General features: G+C 64.6%; 18 protein-coding genes. 9 read left to right on the plus strand and 9 right to left on the minus strand.

The genetic code is table 11. From position 1 onward, the window contains the following. Positions 1-253: 253 nt before the first annotated feature. The 4 genes from AC1DUR_RS19495 (at position 254) to AC1DUR_RS19510 (ending at position 4928) form a co-directional block, all read left to right on the plus strand. Positions 254-1810 (plus strand): M20 family metallopeptidase, encoded by a 1557-nt coding sequence (locus tag AC1DUR_RS19495; RefSeq protein WP_477721977.1) that lies wholly within the window; start codon positions 254-256, stop codon positions 1808-1810. A 97-nt stretch (positions 1811-1907) separates the two neighbouring features. Further along, the gene (locus AC1DUR_RS19500; protein WP_477721978.1) at positions 1908-2903 is read left to right on the plus strand and encodes a Bug family tripartite tricarboxylate transporter substrate binding protein; all 996 of its coding nucleotides are present in this window, start codon (positions 1908-1910) and stop codon (positions 2901-2903) included. A gap of 37 nt (positions 2904-2940) precedes the next feature. Next, the gene (locus AC1DUR_RS19505; protein WP_477721979.1) at positions 2941-4092 is read left to right on the plus strand and encodes a cupin domain-containing protein; all 1152 of its coding nucleotides are present in this window, start codon (positions 2941-2943) and stop codon (positions 4090-4092) included. 56 nt (positions 4093-4148) lie between these two features. Beyond that, positions 4149-4928, plus strand: a complete 780-nt coding sequence (locus tag AC1DUR_RS19510) for a cyclase family protein (protein WP_477721980.1) — start codon at positions 4149-4151, stop codon at positions 4926-4928. 163 nt (positions 4929-5091) lie between these two features. Here AC1DUR_RS19510 and AC1DUR_RS19515 read toward each other — a convergent pair whose 3' ends face one another. After that, positions 5092-6513, minus strand: a complete 1422-nt coding sequence (locus AC1DUR_RS19515) for an FAD-binding oxidoreductase (RefSeq protein ID WP_477721981.1) — start codon at positions 6511-6513, stop codon at positions 5092-5094. Positions 6514-6671: 158 nt separating this feature from the next. Beyond that, positions 6672-7067: an EF-hand domain-containing protein gene (locus AC1DUR_RS19520; RefSeq protein WP_477721982.1), complete on the minus strand. Its 396-nt coding sequence runs from the start codon at positions 7065-7067 to the stop codon at positions 6672-6674. Positions 7068-7277: 210 nt separating this feature from the next. On the opposite strand from AC1DUR_RS19520, the gene AC1DUR_RS19525 reads away from it, so the two are divergent. Beyond that, positions 7278-7847, plus strand: a complete 570-nt coding sequence (locus AC1DUR_RS19525; protein ID WP_477721983.1) for a cob(I)yrinic acid a,c-diamide adenosyltransferase — start codon at positions 7278-7280, stop codon at positions 7845-7847. Between the two features lie 35 nt (positions 7848-7882). Here the strand turns inward: AC1DUR_RS19525 and AC1DUR_RS19530 are convergent, their stop codons facing one another. Continuing rightward, positions 7883-8311: a hotdog fold thioesterase gene (locus AC1DUR_RS19530; protein WP_477719362.1), complete on the minus strand. Its 429-nt coding sequence runs from the start codon at positions 8309-8311 to the stop codon at positions 7883-7885. Between the two features lie 137 nt (positions 8312-8448). Here AC1DUR_RS19530 and AC1DUR_RS19535 point away from each other — a divergent pair, with 137 nt between their 5' ends. After that, positions 8449-9756, plus strand: a complete 1308-nt coding sequence (locus AC1DUR_RS19535) for a hypothetical protein (RefSeq protein WP_477721984.1) — start codon at positions 8449-8451, stop codon at positions 9754-9756. A gap of 206 nt (positions 9757-9962) precedes the next feature. Continuing rightward, positions 9963-10292, plus strand: coding sequence for a hypothetical protein (locus tag AC1DUR_RS19540; protein WP_477719364.1), 330 nt, complete (start codon positions 9963-9965; stop codon positions 10290-10292). A gap of 3 nt (positions 10293-10295) precedes the next feature. On the opposite strand, the gene AC1DUR_RS19545 is transcribed toward AC1DUR_RS19540, so the two are convergent. The 3 genes from AC1DUR_RS19545 to AC1DUR_RS19555 all read right to left on the minus strand — a co-directional run bounded on the left by AC1DUR_RS19545 (position 10296) and on the right by AC1DUR_RS19555 (position 13482). Then, positions 10296-11624 (minus strand): solute carrier family 23 protein, encoded by a 1329-nt coding sequence (locus tag AC1DUR_RS19545; RefSeq protein ID WP_477719365.1) that lies wholly within the window; start codon positions 11622-11624, stop codon positions 10296-10298. A gap of 116 nt (positions 11625-11740) precedes the next feature. Beyond that, positions 11741-12625 (minus strand): alpha/beta hydrolase, encoded by an 885-nt coding sequence (locus AC1DUR_RS19550; protein WP_477721985.1) that lies wholly within the window; start codon positions 12623-12625, stop codon positions 11741-11743. Positions 12626-12879: 254 nt separating this feature from the next. Beyond that, positions 12880-13482: a TetR/AcrR family transcriptional regulator gene (locus tag AC1DUR_RS19555; protein WP_011481094.1), complete on the minus strand. Its 603-nt coding sequence runs from the start codon at positions 13480-13482 to the stop codon at positions 12880-12882. A 99-nt stretch (positions 13483-13581) separates the two neighbouring features. On the opposite strand from AC1DUR_RS19555, the gene AC1DUR_RS19560 reads away from it, so the two are divergent. Further along, positions 13582-15867, plus strand: a complete 2286-nt coding sequence (locus AC1DUR_RS19560; RefSeq protein ID WP_477721986.1) for an acetoacetate--CoA ligase — start codon at positions 13582-13584, stop codon at positions 15865-15867. Next, on the plus strand, positions 15864-16322 hold the full coding sequence (locus tag AC1DUR_RS19565) for a YbaY family lipoprotein (RefSeq protein WP_477719368.1): 459 nt from the start codon (positions 15864-15866) through the stop codon (positions 16320-16322). The genes AC1DUR_RS19560 and AC1DUR_RS19565 overlap by 4 nt, the downstream gene beginning before the upstream one ends. Before the next feature lie 32 nt (positions 16323-16354). Here the strand turns inward: AC1DUR_RS19565 and AC1DUR_RS19570 are convergent, their stop codons facing one another. The 3 genes from AC1DUR_RS19570 to AC1DUR_RS19580 all read right to left on the minus strand — a co-directional run bounded on the left by AC1DUR_RS19570 (position 16355) and on the right by AC1DUR_RS19580 (position 19843). Next, on the minus strand, positions 16355-17257 hold the full coding sequence (locus AC1DUR_RS19570; protein WP_477721987.1) for a DMT family transporter: 903 nt from the start codon (positions 17255-17257) through the stop codon (positions 16355-16357). 108 nt (positions 17258-17365) lie between these two features. Beyond that, complete coding sequence (locus AC1DUR_RS19575) at positions 17366-17884, minus strand: flavin reductase family protein (RefSeq protein WP_041388150.1); 519 nt, start codon at positions 17882-17884, stop codon at positions 17366-17368. A gap of 144 nt (positions 17885-18028) precedes the next feature. Then, positions 18029-19843: a sigma 54-interacting transcriptional regulator gene (locus AC1DUR_RS19580; protein ID WP_477721988.1), complete on the minus strand. Its 1815-nt coding sequence runs from the start codon at positions 19841-19843 to the stop codon at positions 18029-18031. Positions 19844-19936 lie beyond the last annotated feature (93 nt).

The raw sequence follows: 19936 nt of genomic DNA on the forward strand, positions 1-19936 counted from the left end.
GCCATGCTGAAACGGCAACGATTGGATGTTAATTCTCTAATGGTAGCAATAGAAATTCTGTCTTATTCTCCGTTTAAACGCTGAATGACAGCCTAATTTCGACCCTTTAGCGGGGCCAGAACCGAACGATGAAACCGCCACTTTTTGCGATGCCTTGCGATTTCCTTGACACCCTGTTCGTGCTGATCTGCGGGATGCTATCCAGCACATGCGCCACCGAGCGCGCTTGGGCTTTTCCGCAAGGAGCGATACGGTGAGCAGGGACGACGCTATCCGCTTGGCCGAGCGCCATTTCGATGAAGGTGGTTTCATGCAAACCCTGGCACGCCGTGTCGCCGTGCGCACGGAAAGCCAGAAGCCTGAGAGCCTGCCGTTGCTCTACAGCTACCTCACCGATCTCGTGGTGCCCGACCTGGAAGCCATGGGCTTCATCTGCCGCATTGTTGACAACCCCGAGCCGGATGGCAGCCCATTCCTCATCGCCGAGCGGATTGAGGAGGGCGCCGCCTGTACCCTGCTGACTTACGGGCACGGCGACGTGGTCAACGGTTATGACGCCCAGTGGCGCGACGGCTTGGGCCCCTGGAAGCTCACGGTCGAGGGCGACCGCTGGTATGGCCGGGGCACCGCCGACAACAAGGTGCAGCACTCCATCAACCTGGCTGCGCTGGCGCAGGTCGTACGGGCTCGCCGCGGCCGGTTGGGGTTCAATGTCAAGGTATTGCTGGAGATGGGAGAGGAGGCCGGCTCCCGCGGCCTGCATACGATTTGCCGGCAGTACCGGGAGACGCTCGCCGCCGACGTTTTCATCGCTTCCGACGGACCGCGCCTTGCTGCCAGCGAGCCGACCGTGTTCCTGGGAGCCCGTGGCGGCCTGAACTTCGACCTGAACATCCGGCTGCGCGAAGGCGCGCACCACTCGGGCAACTGGGGCGGCCTGCTGCGCAACCCGGGCGTGCGTCTGGCGCATGCGATCGCCAGCATGGTGGACGAACACGGTCGCATCCTGGTCCCGGGCCTGCTGCCGAACAGCCTGCCCGATAACGTGCGCAGCGCGCTGCGCACTATCGCGGTGGGCACCGACGCGGACGCGCCGGAGATCGACCCGCAGTGGGGTGAGCCGGGCCTGTCGCCCGCCGAAAGAGTGTTTGGCTGGAACACTTTCGAGGTGATCGCCTTCAAGACCGGCAATCCAGAGGCGCCGGTCAATGCCATTCCGGCGCATGCCTATGCGATGTGCCAGATCCGCTATGTGGTCGGCAGCGACAACACGCAATTCCTGCGGCACATTCGGGAGCACCTGGATGCGCGCGGCTACACGGACGTGGAAGTCACGCAGAACGGTACCGAGGCCATGGCCACGCGCCTGGATCCGGACGATGCCTGGGTGCGCTGGTGCCTGGACTCCATCTCGCGCACGACGGGGCGCACCACGCGCCTGCTGCCCAACCTGGGCGGATCGCTACCCAACGATGCCTTCGCCGGGATCCTCGGCCTGCCGACGCTGTGGGTGCCGCATTCCTACCCCGGCTGTGCGCAACACGCACCCAACGAACACGTCCTGGGCAGCGTCACGCGCCAATCGCTGCAATTGATGGCGGGCCTCTTTTGGGACCTCGGGGAACAGGGCGAACAGCTGCGGCAAGTGCGGCAGGTGCGAGCCGAAAGGGCCACGGGGCATAGAGCATGGTGCTGCGAACTCTCACAGTCGGAGACGCCTGTCAACGGGGCGCGGCACGCCTCCATGCCACCTGTTCGGGCTACTGCCAACCACTGGCCATGCCAGGCGGCGACCACTCGCAGCTGCTGATGTGCGTGGGCATCCGGCACAAGATATGACAGCGTCTGGCAGCGTCTGGCAGCACAACCCATATGGCCTTTTATTCCTCACCCTGGAGATCGCCCGCATGAGCTCTCTTACGAACCCTTCGCGCCGTCGCCTTGCGCTTGCCGCAGCCGGCTTCCTGCTGTCCGCCTCCGTGCTGCGCCATGCTGCGGCGCAGCCCTGGCCCAACAAGCCGCTGCGCATCGTGGTGCCGTTCGCGCCGGGTGGCGCCTCGGACACGATTGCGCGGATCCTGGCCGACCAGCTGCAGCGGCGGCTTGGCCAGCCAGTGATCGTCGAGAACAAGCCCGGTGCATCGACCGTCATCGGCGTCGACACGGTGGCCAAGTCCGTCCCGGACGGGAACTCCATTCTGCTCGCGGGCGTGGGCAGCTTCGGCGTGCTGCCAGCGCTGCGCAAGACTCTGCCGTTCAATATTGACCAGGACTTCGCGCTGATCGCCCTGGTGACCTACACACCCAACATCCTGGTCACCGCTGCTGACAAGCCCTACCGCACGCTGGCCGACCTGGTGAAGGCCGCCAAGGCCAGGCCGGGCGATATCCGGTATGTGACCTACGGCGATGGCAGCGCCAACCACCTGTGCGGCGAGCTGTTGGCACACGCGGCGGGGATCAGTCTGGAGGCCATCCCTTACAAGGGGGCCGCCGATGCGAAGCTGGCGTTGCTGCGTGGCGACGTGGACCTGAGCTTCGAGACGCTGGCCAGTGTGGGAGGCGAGCTCAAGGCCGGTCGGCTGCGGGCCCTGGCCCACGGCGGCGCGGGGCGCACCGCGCTGCTGCCCGACCTGCCGGGTCTGGCCGAATTCGGTTATGCCCAGGCCGCCGTGCAGCCTTTTTTCGGCATGGCGGTTCCAGCGGCCACGCCGGAGCCGGTCCGGGCGCGCCTGACCAGGGAAGTGTTGGCGATCATGGCCCAGCCCGATGTGCGCGAGAAGGCCATCGCAGCCTACCTGGAGCCCGCCACGATAGGGCCTGCGGAGATGAAAGCCATTGTCGAGCGGGACACCGCCACCTTCAGGCGCGTCGCGCAGCAATTGAAGCTATCGCTCGACTGAATCGACGCGTTTTTACCATCCAAGGAGACGTTTCCCCATGAGCGAGGCAATGGAGACAAGGGCGATGCATGAGGACGTACCGCTGGTACTCGACGGCATCTGTGGCGCGATGGTCCAGCTGGGTTGTGAAAGCCTGGGGCCGACGCTGTCCTTCTTCACCGAACGGCTCGGGTTCCGGATCGACGCGATCTTCCCGGCCGACGACCCGAAGACCGCGCTGGTGTCGGGCCATGGCATCGCGCTGCAGTTGTCGGCCGGCGTGGCAAATGCCGCGCCGCGCCTCACCCTGCTTTGCGATGACCCCGCGCGCATCGCGCAGGGGCTGCGGCAGCTCACGGCGCCCAACGGAACCGTCGTTCGCTTTGCCGAGGCGAATCCGGCCTACAGGCTGCCGCCCACGGTCCAGGCCCTGGTCATCAGCCAGGCGGGTGAGTCGACACACTGGACTGTGGGGCGCGCCGGGCTGCGCTACCGCGACCTGCTGCCGCAGCGCCATGGCGGCGCCTTCATCGCGTCGCACATCCGCATCCTCGAAGGCGGCCCGGTGCCGGACTATGTCCACTACCACAAGGTTCGCTTCCAGATGATCTTTTGCCGTTCCGGCTGGGTGCGCGTGCTCTACGAAGGGCAAGGTGCCCCGATGGTGCTGCGGGCCGGCGACTGCGTACTGCAGCCGCCGATGATCCGGCACCGGGTCCTGGAGAGTTCGGCCGGTGCCGAGGTGATCGAGATCGGCACGCCAGCCGAGCACATCACCATTGCCGAGCATGCCCTCACCCTGCCGTCTGCCGACCTGCCGCCGGACCATGAGTTCGGCGGCCAGCGGTTTGTGCGTCACACCGCCAGCATGGCGCCGTGGTTGCCTTGGCGGCTGGAGGGCTTCGAGCACCAGGACACCGGCATCGGTGGTGCGACCTCGGGTCTGGCAGGCGCCCGCGTGGTGCGGCGCATGGCCGGTGCCGAGGCGGCGTCTTCCCCGCAGCAGCACGACACGGAGTTCTGTTTTTACTTCGTCCTGTCGGGGAAGGCGGACTTTTGCCACGGCGACGAGCGCCTGCATCTGAAGGCCGACGACAGCATCACCGTGCCCGGCGGGCTGCGCTACGCTTTCGGCAACACATCGCCGGACCTGACGCTGCTGGAAGTGACCCTGCCGGATGCCGTTGCGCTGACCCAGGCGTTGGACTGAAGGCGCATGACCGCGCTGCAAGACTGCCAGCACCTCGATCACTATGGGAGAACAGCATGAGACCTTCGCTTGCGCAATTTGCACGTGATATTTCCACAGGCGCGCTGCGCGTGATTGATCTCACGCACACGCTCTCTCCCGAATTCCCGGCATTGCAGCTGCCGCCGCAGTTTGGACAGGTATGGGCGTTCAGGATGGAGCGTATCTCGCAATACGATGCGGCCGGCCCGGGCTGGTACTGGAACAACTTTTCCTGCGGAGAACATACCGGAACCCACTTCGACGCACCAGTGCACTGGGTGACCGGAAAGAACCATCCGAACAATACCGTTGACACCATTGATGCGCGTCAGTTCATCGGTCCGGCGTGCGTGGTCGATGCGAGCCGTGAAGTGGCGGCCGATCCCGATTGGCTGCTGACGGTCGATTTCCTGGAAGCCTGGGAAGCGCAACACGGCCGCATCCCGGCAGGCGCCTGGCTGCTGCTGCGCACCGACTGGAGCCAGCGGCTGGTAGACCCTGCGGCTTTCGTCAATATGCGCGAAGACGGCGCTCACACGCCCGGCCCCACGCAGCAGGCCGTCGAATGGCTTATCCGCGATCGCGACGTGCGCGGCTTCGGCGTTGAGACCATCAATACCGATGCCGGCCAATCCTACGCCTGGCCGGTCGCCTATCCGTGCCACACGCTGATGCACGGCGCCAACAAGTTCGGTTTGCAATGCCTGATGAACCTTGACCAACTGCCCCCACAGGGCGCGATGATTGTCGCCGCGCCCCTGAAGATTCAGGGCGGGTCAGGCTCGCCGCTGCGCGTGCTGGCCCTGGTGGAGTAGGTGCTGTCGCGCGTGCTGCGAGTCAAACTGTCTTCTGTTGCACTGTGTACTTGAATCTGCGATTCAAGACGAGGTCCAGGACGAGGTTCGGCCCCTGTTGGCTGCGTATCAACAGCTAACAAAACAGCTGTCAAAAAGAGCGCAAACCGGTGGTGCCCGACGCTCACAGCGTGAAGATCTTGCCCGGGTTCATGATGTTTTTCGGGTCCAGCGCGCGCTTGATGGTGCGCATCATCTCGACAGCGCCATCGCCGGTTTCCGTCACCAGGAAATCCATTTTGTGCAGGCCTACGCCGTGTTCGCCGGTGCAGGTGCCTTCCAGGCTCAGCGCGCGGTTCACCAGCTTGTGGTTGAGCGCCTCGGCGATCTCGCGTTCCTCGGGAAGGGTCGGGTCGATCAGGTAGCCGAAGTGGAAATTGCCGTCGCCGACATGGCCGACGAGGAAGTAGGGAATGCCGCTGGCGTCGACTTCGGCGACCGACTCCAGCAGGCAGTCGGCCAGGCGCGAAATCGGCACGCAGGTGTCGGTGGAGATGGCGCGGCAGCCGGGGCGCGACTGGATGGCGGCGAAATAGGCATTGTGCCGGGCCGTCCACAGCCGCGTGCGCTCTTCGGGCGTGCTGGCCCATTCAAACGCCTTGCCGCCATGGCCGCTGGCGAGCTCCTGCACCAGCTCGGCCTGCTCTTTCACGCTGCTTGGCGAGCCATGAAACTCCATCAGCAGCATGGGCTCTTCGCGCAGGCCCAGCTTGGCATAGGCGTTCACCATGCGTACGGTGTTGTGGTCGATGAGCTCCACGCGCGCAATCGGCACGCCCATCTGGATCACTTCAATCGTGGTGCGCACGGCGGCTTCAATGCTGGGGAAGGAGCAGATCGCCGCTGAAATGGCTTCCGGCAGCGGATAGAGCCTGACGGTGACTTCGGTGATGACGCCCAGCGTACCTTCGCTGCCCACCATCAGGCGCGTGAGGTCGTAGCCGGCCGATGATTTCTTGGCGCGGGTGCCGGTGCGGATGACCTCGCCGCTGGCCGTCACCACTTCCAGCGCGAGCACGTTTTCGCGCATGGTGCCGTAGCGCACAGCGTTGGTGCCGCTGGCGCGCGTCGCGCTCATGCCGCCCAGGGTGGCGTCGGCGCCGGGATCGATGGGGAAAAACAGGCCGGTGCTTTTCACTTCTTCATTGAGCTGCTTGCGCGTCACGCCGGGCTGCACCGTCACGGTCAGGTCTTCCGCATTGATGGACAGCACCTTGTTCATGCGGCTCACATCAATGCTGATGCCGCCCTGCACGGCCAGCAAATGGCCTTCCAGCGAGGTGCCGACGCCAAACGGGATGACCGGCACGTTGTATTGGCTGGCCAGCTTCACCGCATCGGCCACGTCCTGCGTGCTTTCGGCAAACACCACGGCGGCGGGTGGCGGGGCGGCAAACGAGGACTCGTCACGACCGTGCTGCTCGCGCACCACCAGCGCGGTGGAGCAACGCTCGGCGAAGCGGGCCTTGAGTGCGTCCAGCAGCGCGGCAGGTGTTTCGCGCTGGTGAATCTCCGGCAGCAAATGGACGGGTAGGGGTGCGTTCATGGGTGTCTCCAGGTCAATGGCACAGTTTACGACGTGCGCGTCGGGTCTGCCAAAGAAAGCTTGTGGAGTTCCCGGACGCCGGGGCGTTGCCGGAGCACCTGGAAGTCACGCCGCCGGTGCAGGCCGGCGGCGCGCCAGGAGCGAAGATGCGGAAGGCGTCAGGAGCCTGCTGCGCTGCTGAATTCGCTGCGCGAGATGAAGGTGTCGTGATCGGTGTCGATCAACTCGAAACGCTGCGCCACGGCCGGGAAATGCTCGGCTTCCTGGCGACTCAGCTTGCCGTCCCGGTTGGTGTCGGCCCGGTTAAACGCCGCCTCCAGGTCATTGCGGGTCACCCGGTTTGGCGGAATGGTAGCGGCTGTTGCCGAAGGCGCCAGTTGGGCCGACGGACTGCTGGGGCTGGCGGGACTGGTAGGTGAGGGCGGTGAGTTTTGCGCCCGCGCGGCGGCGGCAGCGCCCATGGCCAACGCCGCCATCAGCACCACGCTGCGTAATTCAAAGTTGCCAAAGTCAAAGTTGCCAAAGTTGGGAATAGAATGGTTTTTCACCGTCATGCAGAGATATCCTTCAAAGATTGTTTCAAAGCTGCTTCAAGGTTGAACAGGGCCCGATTGCATCGCAAAGAGCGTCAGGCGGCCAGCACTCTTGCAGGGTGTTTCTCCGCTGACATGGTGACGGACCAGGACACATTTGCTTGCCTCGCGTAACGCCGCGCGAGGCTTCACCGGTTTCACGGCGCCTCACTCCCTTCACATCTCACCCATATGGCCAACAGACTTTCACAGATCGCAACACGCACGGGCGACAACGGCACCACGGGGCTGGGCGACAACACGCGCGTCTCCAAGGACAGCCTGCGTGTTCATGCCATGGGCGACGTCGATGAATTGAATTCGCAGATCGGCGTGCTGCTCTGCGAAGAATTGCCGCCGGGCGTGCGCGACCTGCTGGTCGAAGTGCAGCACCAGCTGTTCAACCTGGGGGGCGAGCTGTCCATCCCGGGCTATGAGCTCCTCAAGCCCGAAGCCGTGGCCCTGCTCGATGCGGCGCTGGCCGAGCACAATGCCCAGCTGCCGCGTCTGGCGGAATTCATTTTGCCGGCTGGCTCGCGGGCCGCGGCGCTCGCGCATGTGTGCCGCACCGTGGCGCGCCGCGCGGAGCGGGCGGTGGTGGCCCTGGGCGCAGCCGAGCCCCTCAAGGAGGCGCCGCGTCAGTACCTCAACCGCTTGAGCGACCTGCTGTTCGTGCTGTCACGCGTGCTCAACCGCATGAATGGCGGTGACGATGTGTACTGGAAAAGCGAACGCATGGCGAGGGCGGCCTCGGAGGAGTGAGCGTATCTTGAAGCCGGCAGCGTCGAGCCTGGATATCACGACTGCTTCGGCTGCAGCATCGCCATGGTGATGCGCGACACGCAGGTCAGCTCGCCGGCGTCGTTGGTCAACTCGATCTGCCAGACCTGGGTGCTTCGGCCAATGTGCACGGGCCGCGTGATGCCGGTCACCCAGCCGCTGGTTGTGCCCTTGAGGTGGTTGGCGTTGATATCCAGTCCCACAGCGCGATGCCCTGCAGGCGCTGTGTAAGCGGCGCCGCACGAGCCCAGTGTTTCGGCCAGCACCACTGACACCCCGCCGTGCAACAAGCCGTAGGGTTGGGTCGTCCGGCGGTCCACCGGCACGCGGGCGCGGATGAAATCATCACCCACTTCCAGAAATTCGATGCCCAGATGGGTGACGGCGCAGTTCGCGTTGGACGCGGTGAGCAATTCGATGGAGATGGGCTGTTTCCAGATGCGCATGGTGATTCCAGACTGATTCGGGGACAGGGCGCCCTCCACTATAAGGTGGCCGCCTACACCCGTTGGGTAACTTGTCGCGCCTTCCGCTGCCAGGACCGGGCGTAGGCTGGAAAAATGGCCACGAAAGCACAATCCCCATGACACGCGCGCACCGCTGGCTTGTGGGGCTCGGCCTGGTCCTGGGCCTGCCGGCTTTGCTCTGGGTGGCGATGATGCGCCTCGTGCCCTCCGATGACGAGCTGGCGCGTCGCGCGGCCCTGCAACTGGAGGCGTGGCTCGGTGTCAAGGTCGACGTCGGTGCGCTGCGCTGGCGGTTGCTGCCGGCGCCGACGCTGGTGATCGAACATATCGTCACGGTGCAGCCGCAGCCCATCGTCATTCAGAAACTTACCGCTTATCCGGACCTGCTGGCGCTCTGGCAGCGCCGCGTGAAGATAGACCGTGTAGACCTGCAGGGCGCTACCGTGCCGCAGTTGTCGCTGGGTTGGGCGCTTGCGAGGCCGGAACACGGTCGCGAGCCAAGCGAATTGAGCGCCGGCGACATTCCGCTGGTGCGTCTGGTGTTTCGCGACGTGACCTGGATTTCGCGGCACGGTATTCCCGTCATTTACGACGGCGAGGTGGACTTTGATCCCGGCTGGCGGCCGCGTCAGGCCCTGGTGCGCCGTCCCGGCTTCAAGCCCGTCACCGACCTCACGCTGACCCGCGAGGGGCAGGATGACCGGTGGGCTGCCCGCATCAACGTGGGCGGCGGCACGGCCCACGGCACGATGGAACTGCAGACCCGTCCCAACGGCCGCTTTCACCTGGAAGGCACCTTGCAACCGAAGGATATGGAGGTGCAGAGTGCGCTGGCCGCCTTCAACCGCCGTTCCATCGTCGCGGGCAAGGCCTCTGGCAATACGGTGCTGTCCGCCCATGGCGACAACGTTGTCGAACTGGCGCAGTCGCTTCACACCAGGACCACGTTCGCCATGGGCTCTTCGAAGCTGCTGCATTTTGACCTCGACAAGGCGATTCGCAGCGCGGGCCAGGAGTTCGCCGGGCAGACAGCGCTCGAATCAGTCACCGGGCAGCTCGACACGCAGAACACACCGCAGGGCATGGTGGTCGACTACACCGGTATCAAGGCAGGGTCGGGTGCACTGACCGCGTCGGGAAAGGCCCGGGTGGCCAACCAGCAAGTCCAGGCTGAACTCTCGGTGGATCTCGTGGACGGTGTGGTCGGCGTACCCTTGCAAATCAACGGACCTCTTGAGAAGGTGAGGGTGTCCGTATCCCGCGGCGCGCTGGCGGGCGCCATGGTGGGCACGGCGATACTGCCCGGCGTTGGCACGGCGATTGGTGCCCGTGTAGGCGCCACGCTGGGCAAGATCTTCAGCCCGGATCCCGCGGGCAAGCCGGTTCCCGGAAGCGGCACCGGATCCCCCGGAAAGCAGCCCTGAGGCTCCCCACTCCCCGAACTGGCGGGCGCGAAGCCCCGCACATGTGTTTATTTTGGTTAACGCCGTAATGGCCCGTAACTTGGCCGTCCTTGGGGTATTCCAGTGGAGTAAAGTTTTAAGTCGATAAATCTCCAGCTTTGCGGCAATCCGCTATTCGGGCTATATCCGGTGTCGATGTCCTTGCAGCCTAACCCAAGGTCCTGACCATGTCCCAAAAGCCGCCCGCCTCTCCCCTTTCCACTCCGCTTGCGCGCGCGCTGGATCAGAATGACACGGCGAAAGAGACGATGGAGCAGGCGGCCGATGAACTGATGGTGATCAACACCGTACTCAAACAAGAAATTCCCGACCCCTTGCAAACCGGCGACGTGGCACAGGCCCTGCAAAAAACTGACGAAATCGAACGCAGGATTCAGGAGTCTGCCGACGAGCTGGCGCAGGTTCACCAGGTCCTGGCGCAGGAAATCGGCGAACGCGTCGCTTTGGAGCGTGAACTGGCGGCGATCAAATTGGCGCTGACGCGGTCCAGGGGCTAGGGCTTAGGGCCTTTGCGACGTGGGGCCTTGCGGCACCGTCAGCGCTTGTCGCTGGCGGTTGAGCAGCGCGTACAGCAAGATGGCGCCGAAAGTGGCGGTGCCAATGCCGCCCATCGCAAATTGCCCGAACTTCAGCGTGAAGTCGCCGGTGCCCAGCACCAGCGTGATGGCCGCCACGATCAGGTTCTTGTTGTCTGAAAAATCCACCTTGTTGTCGACCCAGATCTTGGCGCCGGCCACGGCAATGAGGCCGAACACCACGATGCTCACCCCGCCCATCACGGGCAGGGGAATCGCCTGGATCAGAGCGCCGAACTTGGGGCTGAAGCCCAGCATCACGGCAATCAGCGCAGCGACCACAAACACCGCCGTCGAGTAGATTTTGGTGGCCGCCATCACGCCGATGTTTTCGGCGTAGGTGGTGACGCCGGTGCCGCCGGCGCTGCCCGAAACAATGGTGGCCACACCATCGCCGATGAAGGCGCGGCCGATGTAGACATCCAGGTTTTTGCCGGTCATGGCGGTCACCGCCTTGATGTGGCCGAGGTTTTCCGCCACCAGGATGATGGCCACCGGCGCAATCAGCAGCATGGCATTCAGGCTGAAGACCGGCGCGGCAAAGCCGGGTACACCCACCCAGGTCGCGTTGGCGATGCCCGACAGGTCAATCGGCTTGCCCAGGCCCAGTCCGTTGGTGAGCACCGCATACACCAGGCTCGCCACCATCAGGCCGACCAGGATCAGCAGGCGCTGCACCATGCCGCGCGTCATCACGGCCACCAGCGCCACACTGACGAAGGTCACCACCTGCATCCACGAATCAAAGTTGCTCGCCGCCATGTTCTTGACGGGAATGCTCGCCAGGTTCAGGCCGATGACGGCCACCACGGCGCCGGTGACCACTGGCGGCATGACGCGCTCTATCCAGCCCGTGCCCACGAACTGCACGATGGCGCCTATCAGCGTGTAGACCACGCCACACGCGATGATGCCGCCCAGCGCCACGCCGATGTTACCGTTCAGGCCTTTGCCCGCATAGGCGGTGGCGGCAATCACCACGCCAATGAAGGCAAAGCTGGAACCGAGGTAGCTTGGCACCTTGCCCCCGGTGATGGCGAAAAATATCAGGGTGCCAATGCCGCTCATCAGAATGGCAATGTTGGGGTCAAAGCCCATGAGGATGGGCGCCAGCACGGTGGCGCCAAACATCGCAATCACGTGCTGCACGCCCATCATCGTCGTTTGCGGCCACGGCAACCGCTCGTCCGGCGCGATCACGCCTCCCTGCTGCAACACTGCGCTGCTTTTTTCTGTCCAGTCCAGCATTCCCATCACTCTCTCCTCTTTGTAAAGTGTGGCAATGCTAGGGGCAATGGACGCATCCCACAAGAGCGACCGGGTGCCGGCAGAACGGGCACCCTGCGATCTGCGGCCGGCGATGGCCGGCCTCAGGCCAGGAACGAGGCGACGTGTTGCAGCACCCCGGTGTCTTTCAGGATCTTCTGGTGCCCCAGCCCTTCGGTGGCCACCAGGCGAGCACCGCCAATCGCCTCGCTGTACGCCACGCCATCGGCAAAACGGTTGATGCTGTCCTGCCGGTCATGCACCACCAGCGTGGGCAAGCGGATGCGCGGGCCCACCGCCGCCGGTTCAAACTGCGGCATCAGGATGCCTTCGCGCGCTTCAACGCGACGCTGCATGGCTGCGCGCGTGGTCTCGCTCAGGCCAAACACGTGGGCAAACAGGCGCGTGTACTCATAAGGCGAGGCGGGCGGGGCCAGCAGCACCAGCCGGTTCACCGGCAGGCCGCGGCTGGCGGCATAGGCGCCGGCGTTGGCGCCCAGCGAATGGGCCACCAAGCCGTGCACGCTGTAGCCCTGCTGCTGCAGGCGCGCCGAGACGTACTCGATCACGCGTGCGAATTGCGGCAGGTTGCTGGTCGAGCCGCGGCTGCGTCCGTGCGCGGGCATCTCGACGATCATGGGCCGCATGCCCTGCGCCGCCAGCGTGTCGGCCAGCGCCAGCATCTGGCCGGCGTGTCCGCCCCAGCCGTGCACCAGCAGAACGACCGGGCCCTGCGGCGCGATCGGGCGTGAATAAAGCGTCAGGCTGGCATCTTCAAACGGCCACTGCTCCAGGTGCCAGGCAGGGCTCCAGGCTCTGCGGCGGCTCAGCCATTTGGGCGGTAGCGGCGTGCCAAACAGGCGATAGGCCGCACGCACGGCCAGCGCCGGCCAGATGCGCTGCGAGGCTCCCAGGCCCCAGCGGAACACCCGCGTGAGCGGGCTGGCGTTGTAGTAGGCCGTGGAGGCCTGCAGGGATGTACGTGTCATGTGGGACTCTCCGTTTTTGAATCAGCAGGGGGCAGGCTCCGGCGGCTTCAGTCATTCAGTTTCAGTAATAGATCCAGTCTTCATTGCTGCGCGGCAGCTGGCGCAGCGAGGCCAGGGCGGCCGTCACACCGCACACCAGCAGAAAACCGATGAACGAAAAAATGATGATCAACATGGCATCTTCCTTTCTTCGCACGATCGTGCGAAATTAGAGCAAACACAACAAACAAGGGCACGTGGGCATCCCTCAACAATCAGGTTTTGTAGCTGTTAATCAGGCGCTCCCAGGATGCCTGGGTGCGCTCGGCCGCGCGCGGGTCGCGCAGAAAGCGCGCATCGTGCAACAGCCCAATGGACAAGCTGCTGATTTCGCTGACCAGCTGCTCGGGGTCGGTGTCTGGTTGCAGGTGGCCGGCCTCGATGGCCTGCAACACGGTACGGCGCAAGGCGGCGCGCCAGCGCGTCACTTCCTGCAGCAGCGTGTTGCGCAACTCGCCCTCCTTGTCGTCCAGCTCGAACGCGCCGGCCGTGTAGATGCAGCCCTGCTGCACTTCGACGTCGCGCGTGCGCACAATCCAGCGGCGCACGATTTCGTTGAGGCGTGGCAGGCCCTTGGGCTGCTGCATGGCCGGTACAAAGACGTCGGCCAGAAAGCGCCGGCCAAACTCTTCAATGACAGCCTTTTGCAGAGCCTCGCGCGAGCCGATGCGCGAGAACACGCCGCTCTTGGACAGGCCGATCCGGTCGGCCACGGCCTGCAGCGTGATGGCCTCCAGGCCTTCCGCCGCTGCAAGATCAATTCCCGCGCCAATGATGGCGGTCCGGGTCATCTCGCTTTTCTGGGTTTTGGCGTCCATACGGTGAATATTAGCACGATTGTGCGAAATTGCAAATACCGCATTTCCGGGGGCGCGTTGACCCTTCTCACGCCAAGGTCGTGGCGTTAAGCTCGCACCATGAGCGCACCCTATATTCCCCAAATACGCCTCTACCAGGACTGGTTGAAGGCCACGCGCGGCCTGTCCTTTGACAGCTATGACGCACTGTGGCGCTGGTCGGTGACCGACCTGGAGGCCTTCTGGCAAAGCATCTGGGACTATTTTGAGTTGCAGTCGCCGACGCCGCACACGGCCGTGCTGGCCGAGCGGCGCATGCCCGGTGCCCGGTGGTTTCCGGGTGCCCAGGTCAACTACGCGCGGCAGGTCCTGCGGCATGTGGACAAGGCCCACGCAGCCGGTTTTCCGGCCCTGGTCAGCCACAACGAAAAGAGTCTTGCCAGTGGCCGGCACCGCGAACTGAGCTGGCCCGCCCTGCGCCAGCAGGTCGCGTCGCTGGCGCTGCACCTGCAGGCCCGGGGGGTGAAGCCGGGCGACCGTGTGGCCGCCTATTTGCCCAACATTCCCGAGGCCATGGTGGCCTTCCTGGCCGTGGTCAGCATCGGCGGTGTCTGGAGCATTTGCGCGCCCGACATGGGCACCCACGCCGTGCTGGACCGCTTCAAGCAGATCGAGCCCAAGGTGCTGATCGCCTGCGACGGCGTGCACTATGGCGGGCGTGATCTGGACCGCACCGGCGTGGTGGCGGAACTGCGGGCCGCACTGCCCAGTTTGCAGCACGTGATCGTGCACGACAACCTGCGCGCTGCAAATTCAATGGCAGATTGCACACGGTTCGACAGCGCTGTGGCCCAGGACGATGCGCAAACTGCGGCGTTTGAACCGCTCTGGCTGCCGTTTGACCATCCGCTGTGGATTGTCTATTCCAGCGGCACCACCGGCCTGCCCAAGCCCATCGTGCATGGCCACGGCGGCACGCAGCTGGTGGCGCTGGCGCTGAAGACCCTGCACAACGACATTGGTTGCAGCTACGAGGCCAACAGCTGGGGCGAGCGCTACCACTGGTACAGCTCCACGGGCTGGGTGATGTGGAACGCACAACTGAGCGGCCTGCTGAACGGCACCACCTGCTGCCTGTTTGACGGCAATCCCGGCGGCAGCAAGGACAAGCCCGACTGGACCACGCTCTGGCGCTTCGCGGCCGACCTTGAGGTGACGTTCTTCGGCGCCGGTGCCGCCTTCTTTGCCAACTGCATGAAGGCGGGGGTTGAGTTGGCGGAATGCGGCGACCTGACAAGGGTAAGGGCACTCGGCAGCACCGGTTCACCGCTGAGCGAAGACACGCAGCGATGGGGGGCGGAGCAATTCCGCAAGCTGCATGCGGCAGGCACGGGGACCTCCACCATGCGCAGCGCCGGGCCACCCCAAGCAAGCACAGTCCCCTCGGGGGGAAGCGTAGTACACGAAGTGGCAAGCGTGGGGGCATCAGCCGTGCGCAGCGCCGGGCCGCCCCAAGCAAGCACAGCCCCCTCGGGGGGCAGCGCATTACACGAAGTGAAAAGCGTGGGGGCTCCCATATGGTGGTGCAATATTTCCGGCGGAACGGACTTTGCCGGTGCGTTTATCGGCGGCAACCGCGAACTGCCGCTGGTGCCGGGCGAGATGCAGTGCCGCCTGCTGGGCTGCGCGGTCGAGGCCTGGAATGAACAGGGCCAGCCGGTGATTGGCGAGGTCGGCGAGCTGGTCTGCACCCAGCCCATTCCGTCGATGCCGCTGTATTTCTGGGGCGACACCGGCGCAATGGAGCCCTCGGGCGGCGATGCCGCCTACCCCCCGAGGGGGTCCGGAACCGGCTCGGGGCGGCCCAGCGCCGAACCCGGCCCGCGCTACCTGTCCAGCTACTTCGACATGTACCCCAACGTCTGGCGGCATGGCGACTGGCTCAAAATTACGCCTGCGGGTGGCTGCATCATCTACGGCCGCAGCGACGCCACCATCAACCGCCACGGCCTGCGCATGGGCACCAGCGAGCTGTACAGCGCGATAGAGGCGCTGCCCGAAGTGCTGGACTCGCTGGTGGTGGACCTGGAGTATCTGGGCCGCGAAAGCTACATGCCGCTGTTTGTGGTGCTGCGCGAGGGTGTGGCGCTCGACGACGCCCTGAAAGCCCGGCTCAACGGTGCGATCAAAACCGCGCTGTCGCCGCGCTTTGTGCCCGATGCCATTTTTCAGGTGCCTGAAATTCCGCGTACCCTCTCGGGCAAAAAGCAGGAGCTGCCGATCAAGAAGTTGCTGCTGGGGCAACCGCTGGAGAAGGTGGTGAACCGGGACGCCATGGCCAACCCGGACTGTCTCGCGTGGTATGTTCAGTTCTCGAAAAACTACCTTGCCGAAAGGAGCGCATGAAACGACGACTGATGAGGCTGGCCGCCCTGGGTCTGCTTGCCTTGATGACCGCGTGCGCCACCGGACCGGGCACCGCTCCTTCGGGCGCCGCACCGGCATCGGGTGCGCCATCTGCGGCCTCCGGGCTGCGTGTGACCGGCACCGTGTCTTACCTGCAGCGCGTCGCCTTGCCGCCCGACAGCGATGTCATCGTTCAGCTGCGCGATATTTCGCGCCTGGACAGCGCGTCCGGCGTATTGGCCGAGCAGCGGTTCACTGCCAGCAGCCAGGTTCCCTTGCCGTTTGAACTGACAGTGGAGCCCGGCAAGATCGATCCGCGCATGCGCTACGCGGTCGCGGCACGCATTCAGCGCAACGGGAAATTGCTGTTCATCAACGACAAGCTCTACCTGGTTCTCACGCAAGGCCACGGCAACCGCGTCGAGATGATCTTGCACATGGTGGCGAAACCCTGAAGCGCGCTGAGCGCTGACTTTTTCAGGCCCGTTCAGGCCACCGTCGCCGGCTGGCGGTTGACCAGCACCACCCCCGCGGCTACCAGCGCCAGCGCCGCGAGCAAACCCGGCGTCACACTTTCCTTGAGCCACAGGGCGCCAAACAGCAGCGCAAACAGCGGCGTGAGAAAGACAAACACTGAAATCCGGGTCGCCGGGTAGCGCCCCAGCATCCACATCCAGGCCAGGTAGCTGGCAAAAGCGCCGATCACGGTCTGCAGCAGCAGCGAGGTGATGGCAAACGGGCTGAATTGCCAGACCCACACCTCGCCCAGCGCCAGTGACAGCGCCGGGAAGGCCACGGCACTCACGGCCAGTTGGTAAAAGAGCAGCTTTTCCGCCGCAATGTTGGTCAGGCGGGAAGCGCGAATGACCACGGTGGTCAGTCCCCAGAGCAGCCCGGCCAGCAGCGCCAGCAGGTCGCCGCGCGCCGTCGATCCCTGGCCGGCCGTGAAGCCTTCGCGCAGGGCAAACACCACGGCGACAAAGGCCCCGAGCAAGCCAACCCATTGCAGGCCGCGCAAGCGTTCGGCCTTGACCCACAGCGGCACCAGCAGGGCGACCCAGAAAGGCGAGGTGTACAAAAACACCGTCAGGCGCGAGGCGCTGGTGTACTGCAGCCCCAGGTAGATGCAGGCAAACTCCGCGCCGAACAGCGCACCTGCCAGCAGGCCGGCCCGCAGGGAGCCGTCACGGCCAAACAGCGCAATGCCGCGCCACAAGCACCACAGTCCCAGCAGGGCCGTGGCGCCCAGCAAACGCAAGGAGGCCTGGAACATCGGCGGGATTTCGCTGATGGTGGCCTTGATCAGCACCTGCTGCAGGCCCCAGAACAGGCAGCAGCCCAGCAGCAGGGAAATGGCGAGGGCATCGAGGTGGGCTTTGCGTGCGGTCATGGGCTCAGGATGGAATGTGGAAGGAGGCACGGATCGCTATCGTGCGGTGCCGTGAAGTGCAGCGTCACAAGACGCAGCAGGTTCAGTGGGTGACGCTTCGGCGCCAGTTCACAAAGGGTGCTCGGTGTAGAACCTGCCGCCATGAAACAGCAGCGGCGCCGCGCCGGCGCGGTGGCTGCAGCGCTCCACTTCGCCGACGAAGATCACATGGTCGCCTTCCTCGTAGCGGCTGCGGTTGAAGCATTCGAAGGTGGCGGCCGCGCCGCTGAGCAGGGGAGAGCCGCTCGCGCCTTCGGTGAACAGCACGTCCGCCCAGCGGTCTTCGCGCCGGCTGGCAAAGCGTTCGGCCAGCGCTTTCTGGTCCGCCGCCAGGATGTTGATGGCGTAGTGCGATCCGGCGCTCAGCGCAGCCATGGAGCCCGCTGCCTGCGCCAGGCTCCAGAGGACCAGGGGCGGGTTGAGCGACACCGAATTAAAGGAGTTGGCCGTCAGGCCGACCAGCACGCCGGCCGGCGTGCGCGCGGTGACGATGGTGACCCCGGTGGCAAACATGGCCAGCGAGGCCCGGAACTCTCGTTGGGAAAAGCTGGGACTGCTCGCTTTGCGCGGAATGGAAGGGGTCGGCATAGACGGGTAATTTAACTGAAGCGCTTGAAGCGCACCGGCCACAGGCTTGGCGGCCCTCCCGCTTGGGTGCGATGCTGGGTGGGTGAGCGGGTGGGGGCCGAAGCTGGCGGGGCAGCCCGAAACCTCAAGGCAAGTGTGCGCGAATCACAGGAGGCGATGCTTTCTTGCGCGGTAGGCCAGCTTCGCCCGCGTTGTGTTGAGCAGCCGCGCTGCGGCGGACAGATTCCCCTGGGATGTGGAAATCGCCCGCAGGAGCGTTTCGCGCTCGGTCTGGTCCAGAGACTGCGGAGCCTGCGCCGCGCTTGACGGTGTGGCTATCGCCAGGGCTTGTGCGCAGCCTGCAGGCTCTGCGAAGTTTAAAGTTGCGGAGCTTCCCTTCAGCCGCAGCGTCATGATGTCGGTGCTCAGGGTTTCGCCACTGGTGAACAGGTGGTGCACATCGATCAGCCCTTCCATGTCGGCCATGATCACAGCGCGTTCGACCAGGTTTTGCAGTTCGCGGATGTTGCCTGGAAAGGCATAGTTCAGCAGGGACCGAACCGCGGCCTGCGTGAAGCCGCCAGTGTTGCAGCCGTGCTTGCGCCGGTAATGGTTCAGAAAGTGGTTCATCAACAGGGGAATGTCATCACGCCGCTCGCGCAGGGGCGGCAGGTGAATGGGGAAGACATTGAGCCGAAAGAACAAGTCCTCGCGAAACTGTCCCTCCAGCACGGCCTGACGCAGCGCTTCATTGGTCGCCGCCACGACGCGCACATCCACTGCAATGCTGCGCGTGCCTCCCACGCGTTCCACCTCGCCCTCCTGCAAGGCGCGCAGCAGCTTGCCTTGGGCGACATAGCTCAGCGAGCCAATCTCGTCCAGAAACAGGGTGCCGCCGCTGGCTCTCTCAAAGCGGCCCGGCCGCGAGTGGCTGGCGCCGGTGTAGGCCCCGCGTTCCACGCCAAACAGTTCGGACTCGATCAGGGTTTCCGGGATGGCTGCGCAGTTCACCGCCACAAAGGGCCGGTCCTTGCGCGGGCTGATCTTGTGCAGCATGTGGGCAAATTTTTCCTTGCCCACGCCGGACTCGCCGGTAAACAGCACGGTGGCCGAGGTGCGCGCCACGCGGCTCAGCTGGTGGCAGGCGGCGTTGAAGGCCGAGGAGGCACCGACCATCGCATCACCGGCGGAGGCCTCGACCTGGGGCAGTTCGGCGGCGCTGGGGGCTGGACGGGCGTAGGCAGCGGTGTCGACAAACTCCCTGACGTTGAGGTAGCGCATGTCTTCCGCGATATCGTCCCACTGGTCGGCTGATTTGCCTATCACCTGGCAATGCGCTTCGCCCATGGCGCGGCACTGTGTTTCCCGGAAAACGACGAGATGGCCGAACAATGTGCTGACATAGCCCGTGGCATAGCCCACCTGCATCCAGCAGGCGGGTGAGCCGCCAATCCCGTAGGCGGCGATGTGTTCATCGTCTTCGCTGGAGTTGTGCCACAGAAATTCGCCTTCATAGCTGCCCGTTTCGGGCTTGTACGAGGCCCGCACCACTTCGACTTTCACCACCCCCTCCAGCGCATGCAGGCGCGTACCCGCGAGGGCGATGGCCGACGGATCTGCATCGGGCCACTGCCGCCGCACCAGTTGGGCATCGCGGGCGCCGCTGACATAGCCCGCACGGGTGAACAGTCCGCGGGCCTGCTCCAGCCCCAGGCTGTCAATCATTTCACGCCGCAGGGAGCCCAGGGCTTCCGTGTGCAACAAGACCATGCGCTGGTCTTGCAGCCAGATGCGTCCGTCCCCCGGAGAAAAAAACAGGCATTCGCTGATGTCGGCAATGTTGGGGTGGGCATCGCCGCCCATGTGGGCACTGGCAAATCCGCCCAGGGCTTTGGCCACCAATGCGCTGTCGAAGTTGCCAAGGGTCGTGCCCGTGGCCCGGGCCACGTCGGCCAGGGAGATGCGCGAAGTGTTGCCCATGGTTTTGTTTTTTTTATTTGATCAATTGCGCAACTGTAGTTCATGTTTATAACCATTTGATCAAAAAATAAAACAGGGATTTCCCTTTGCTGC

Source organism: Polaromonas sp. P4_F4 (assembly GCF_056401355.1).

Coding starts and splice junctions, on each gene's coding strand:
- AC1DUR_RS19505 (WP_477721979.1), top strand. CDS start 2,941: ATGAGCGAGGCAATGGAGACAAGGGCGATGCATGAGGACGTACCGCTG.
- AC1DUR_RS19565 (WP_477719368.1), top strand. CDS start 15,864: ATGAAACGACGACTGATGAGGCTGGCCGCCCTGGGTCTGCTTGCCTTG.
- AC1DUR_RS19510 (WP_477721980.1), top strand. CDS start 4,149: ATGAGACCTTCGCTTGCGCAATTTGCACGTGATATTTCCACAGGCGCG.
- AC1DUR_RS19555 (WP_011481094.1), bottom strand. CDS start 13,482: ATGGACGCCAAAACCCAGAAAAGCGAGATGACCCGGACCGCCATCATT.
- AC1DUR_RS19575 (WP_041388150.1), bottom strand. CDS start 17,884: ATGCCGACCCCTTCCATTCCGCGCAAAGCGAGCAGTCCCAGCTTTTCC.
- AC1DUR_RS19540 (WP_477719364.1), top strand. CDS start 9,963: ATGTCCCAAAAGCCGCCCGCCTCTCCCCTTTCCACTCCGCTTGCGCGC.
- AC1DUR_RS19520 (WP_477721982.1), bottom strand. CDS start 7,067: ATGACGGTGAAAAACCATTCTATTCCCAACTTTGGCAACTTTGACTTT.
- AC1DUR_RS19570 (WP_477721987.1), bottom strand. CDS start 17,257: ATGACCGCACGCAAAGCCCACCTCGATGCCCTCGCCATTTCCCTGCTG.
- AC1DUR_RS19560 (WP_477721986.1), top strand. CDS start 13,582: ATGAGCGCACCCTATATTCCCCAAATACGCCTCTACCAGGACTGGTTG.
- AC1DUR_RS19580 (WP_477721988.1), bottom strand. CDS start 19,843: ATGGGCAACACTTCGCGCATCTCCCTGGCCGACGTGGCCCGGGCCACG.
- AC1DUR_RS19545 (WP_477719365.1), bottom strand. CDS start 11,624: ATGGGAATGCTGGACTGGACAGAAAAAAGCAGCGCAGTGTTGCAGCAG.
- AC1DUR_RS19525 (WP_477721983.1), top strand. CDS start 7,278: ATGGCCAACAGACTTTCACAGATCGCAACACGCACGGGCGACAACGGC.
- AC1DUR_RS19550 (WP_477721985.1), bottom strand. CDS start 12,625: ATGACACGTACATCCCTGCAGGCCTCCACGGCCTACTACAACGCCAGC.
- AC1DUR_RS19535 (WP_477721984.1), top strand. CDS start 8,449: ATGACACGCGCGCACCGCTGGCTTGTGGGGCTCGGCCTGGTCCTGGGC.
- AC1DUR_RS19515 (WP_477721981.1), bottom strand. CDS start 6,513: ATGAACGCACCCCTACCCGTCCATTTGCTGCCGGAGATTCACCAGCGC.
- AC1DUR_RS19530 (WP_477719362.1), bottom strand. CDS start 8,311: ATGCGCATCTGGAAACAGCCCATCTCCATCGAATTGCTCACCGCGTCC.
- AC1DUR_RS19500 (WP_477721978.1), top strand. CDS start 1,908: ATGAGCTCTCTTACGAACCCTTCGCGCCGTCGCCTTGCGCTTGCCGCA.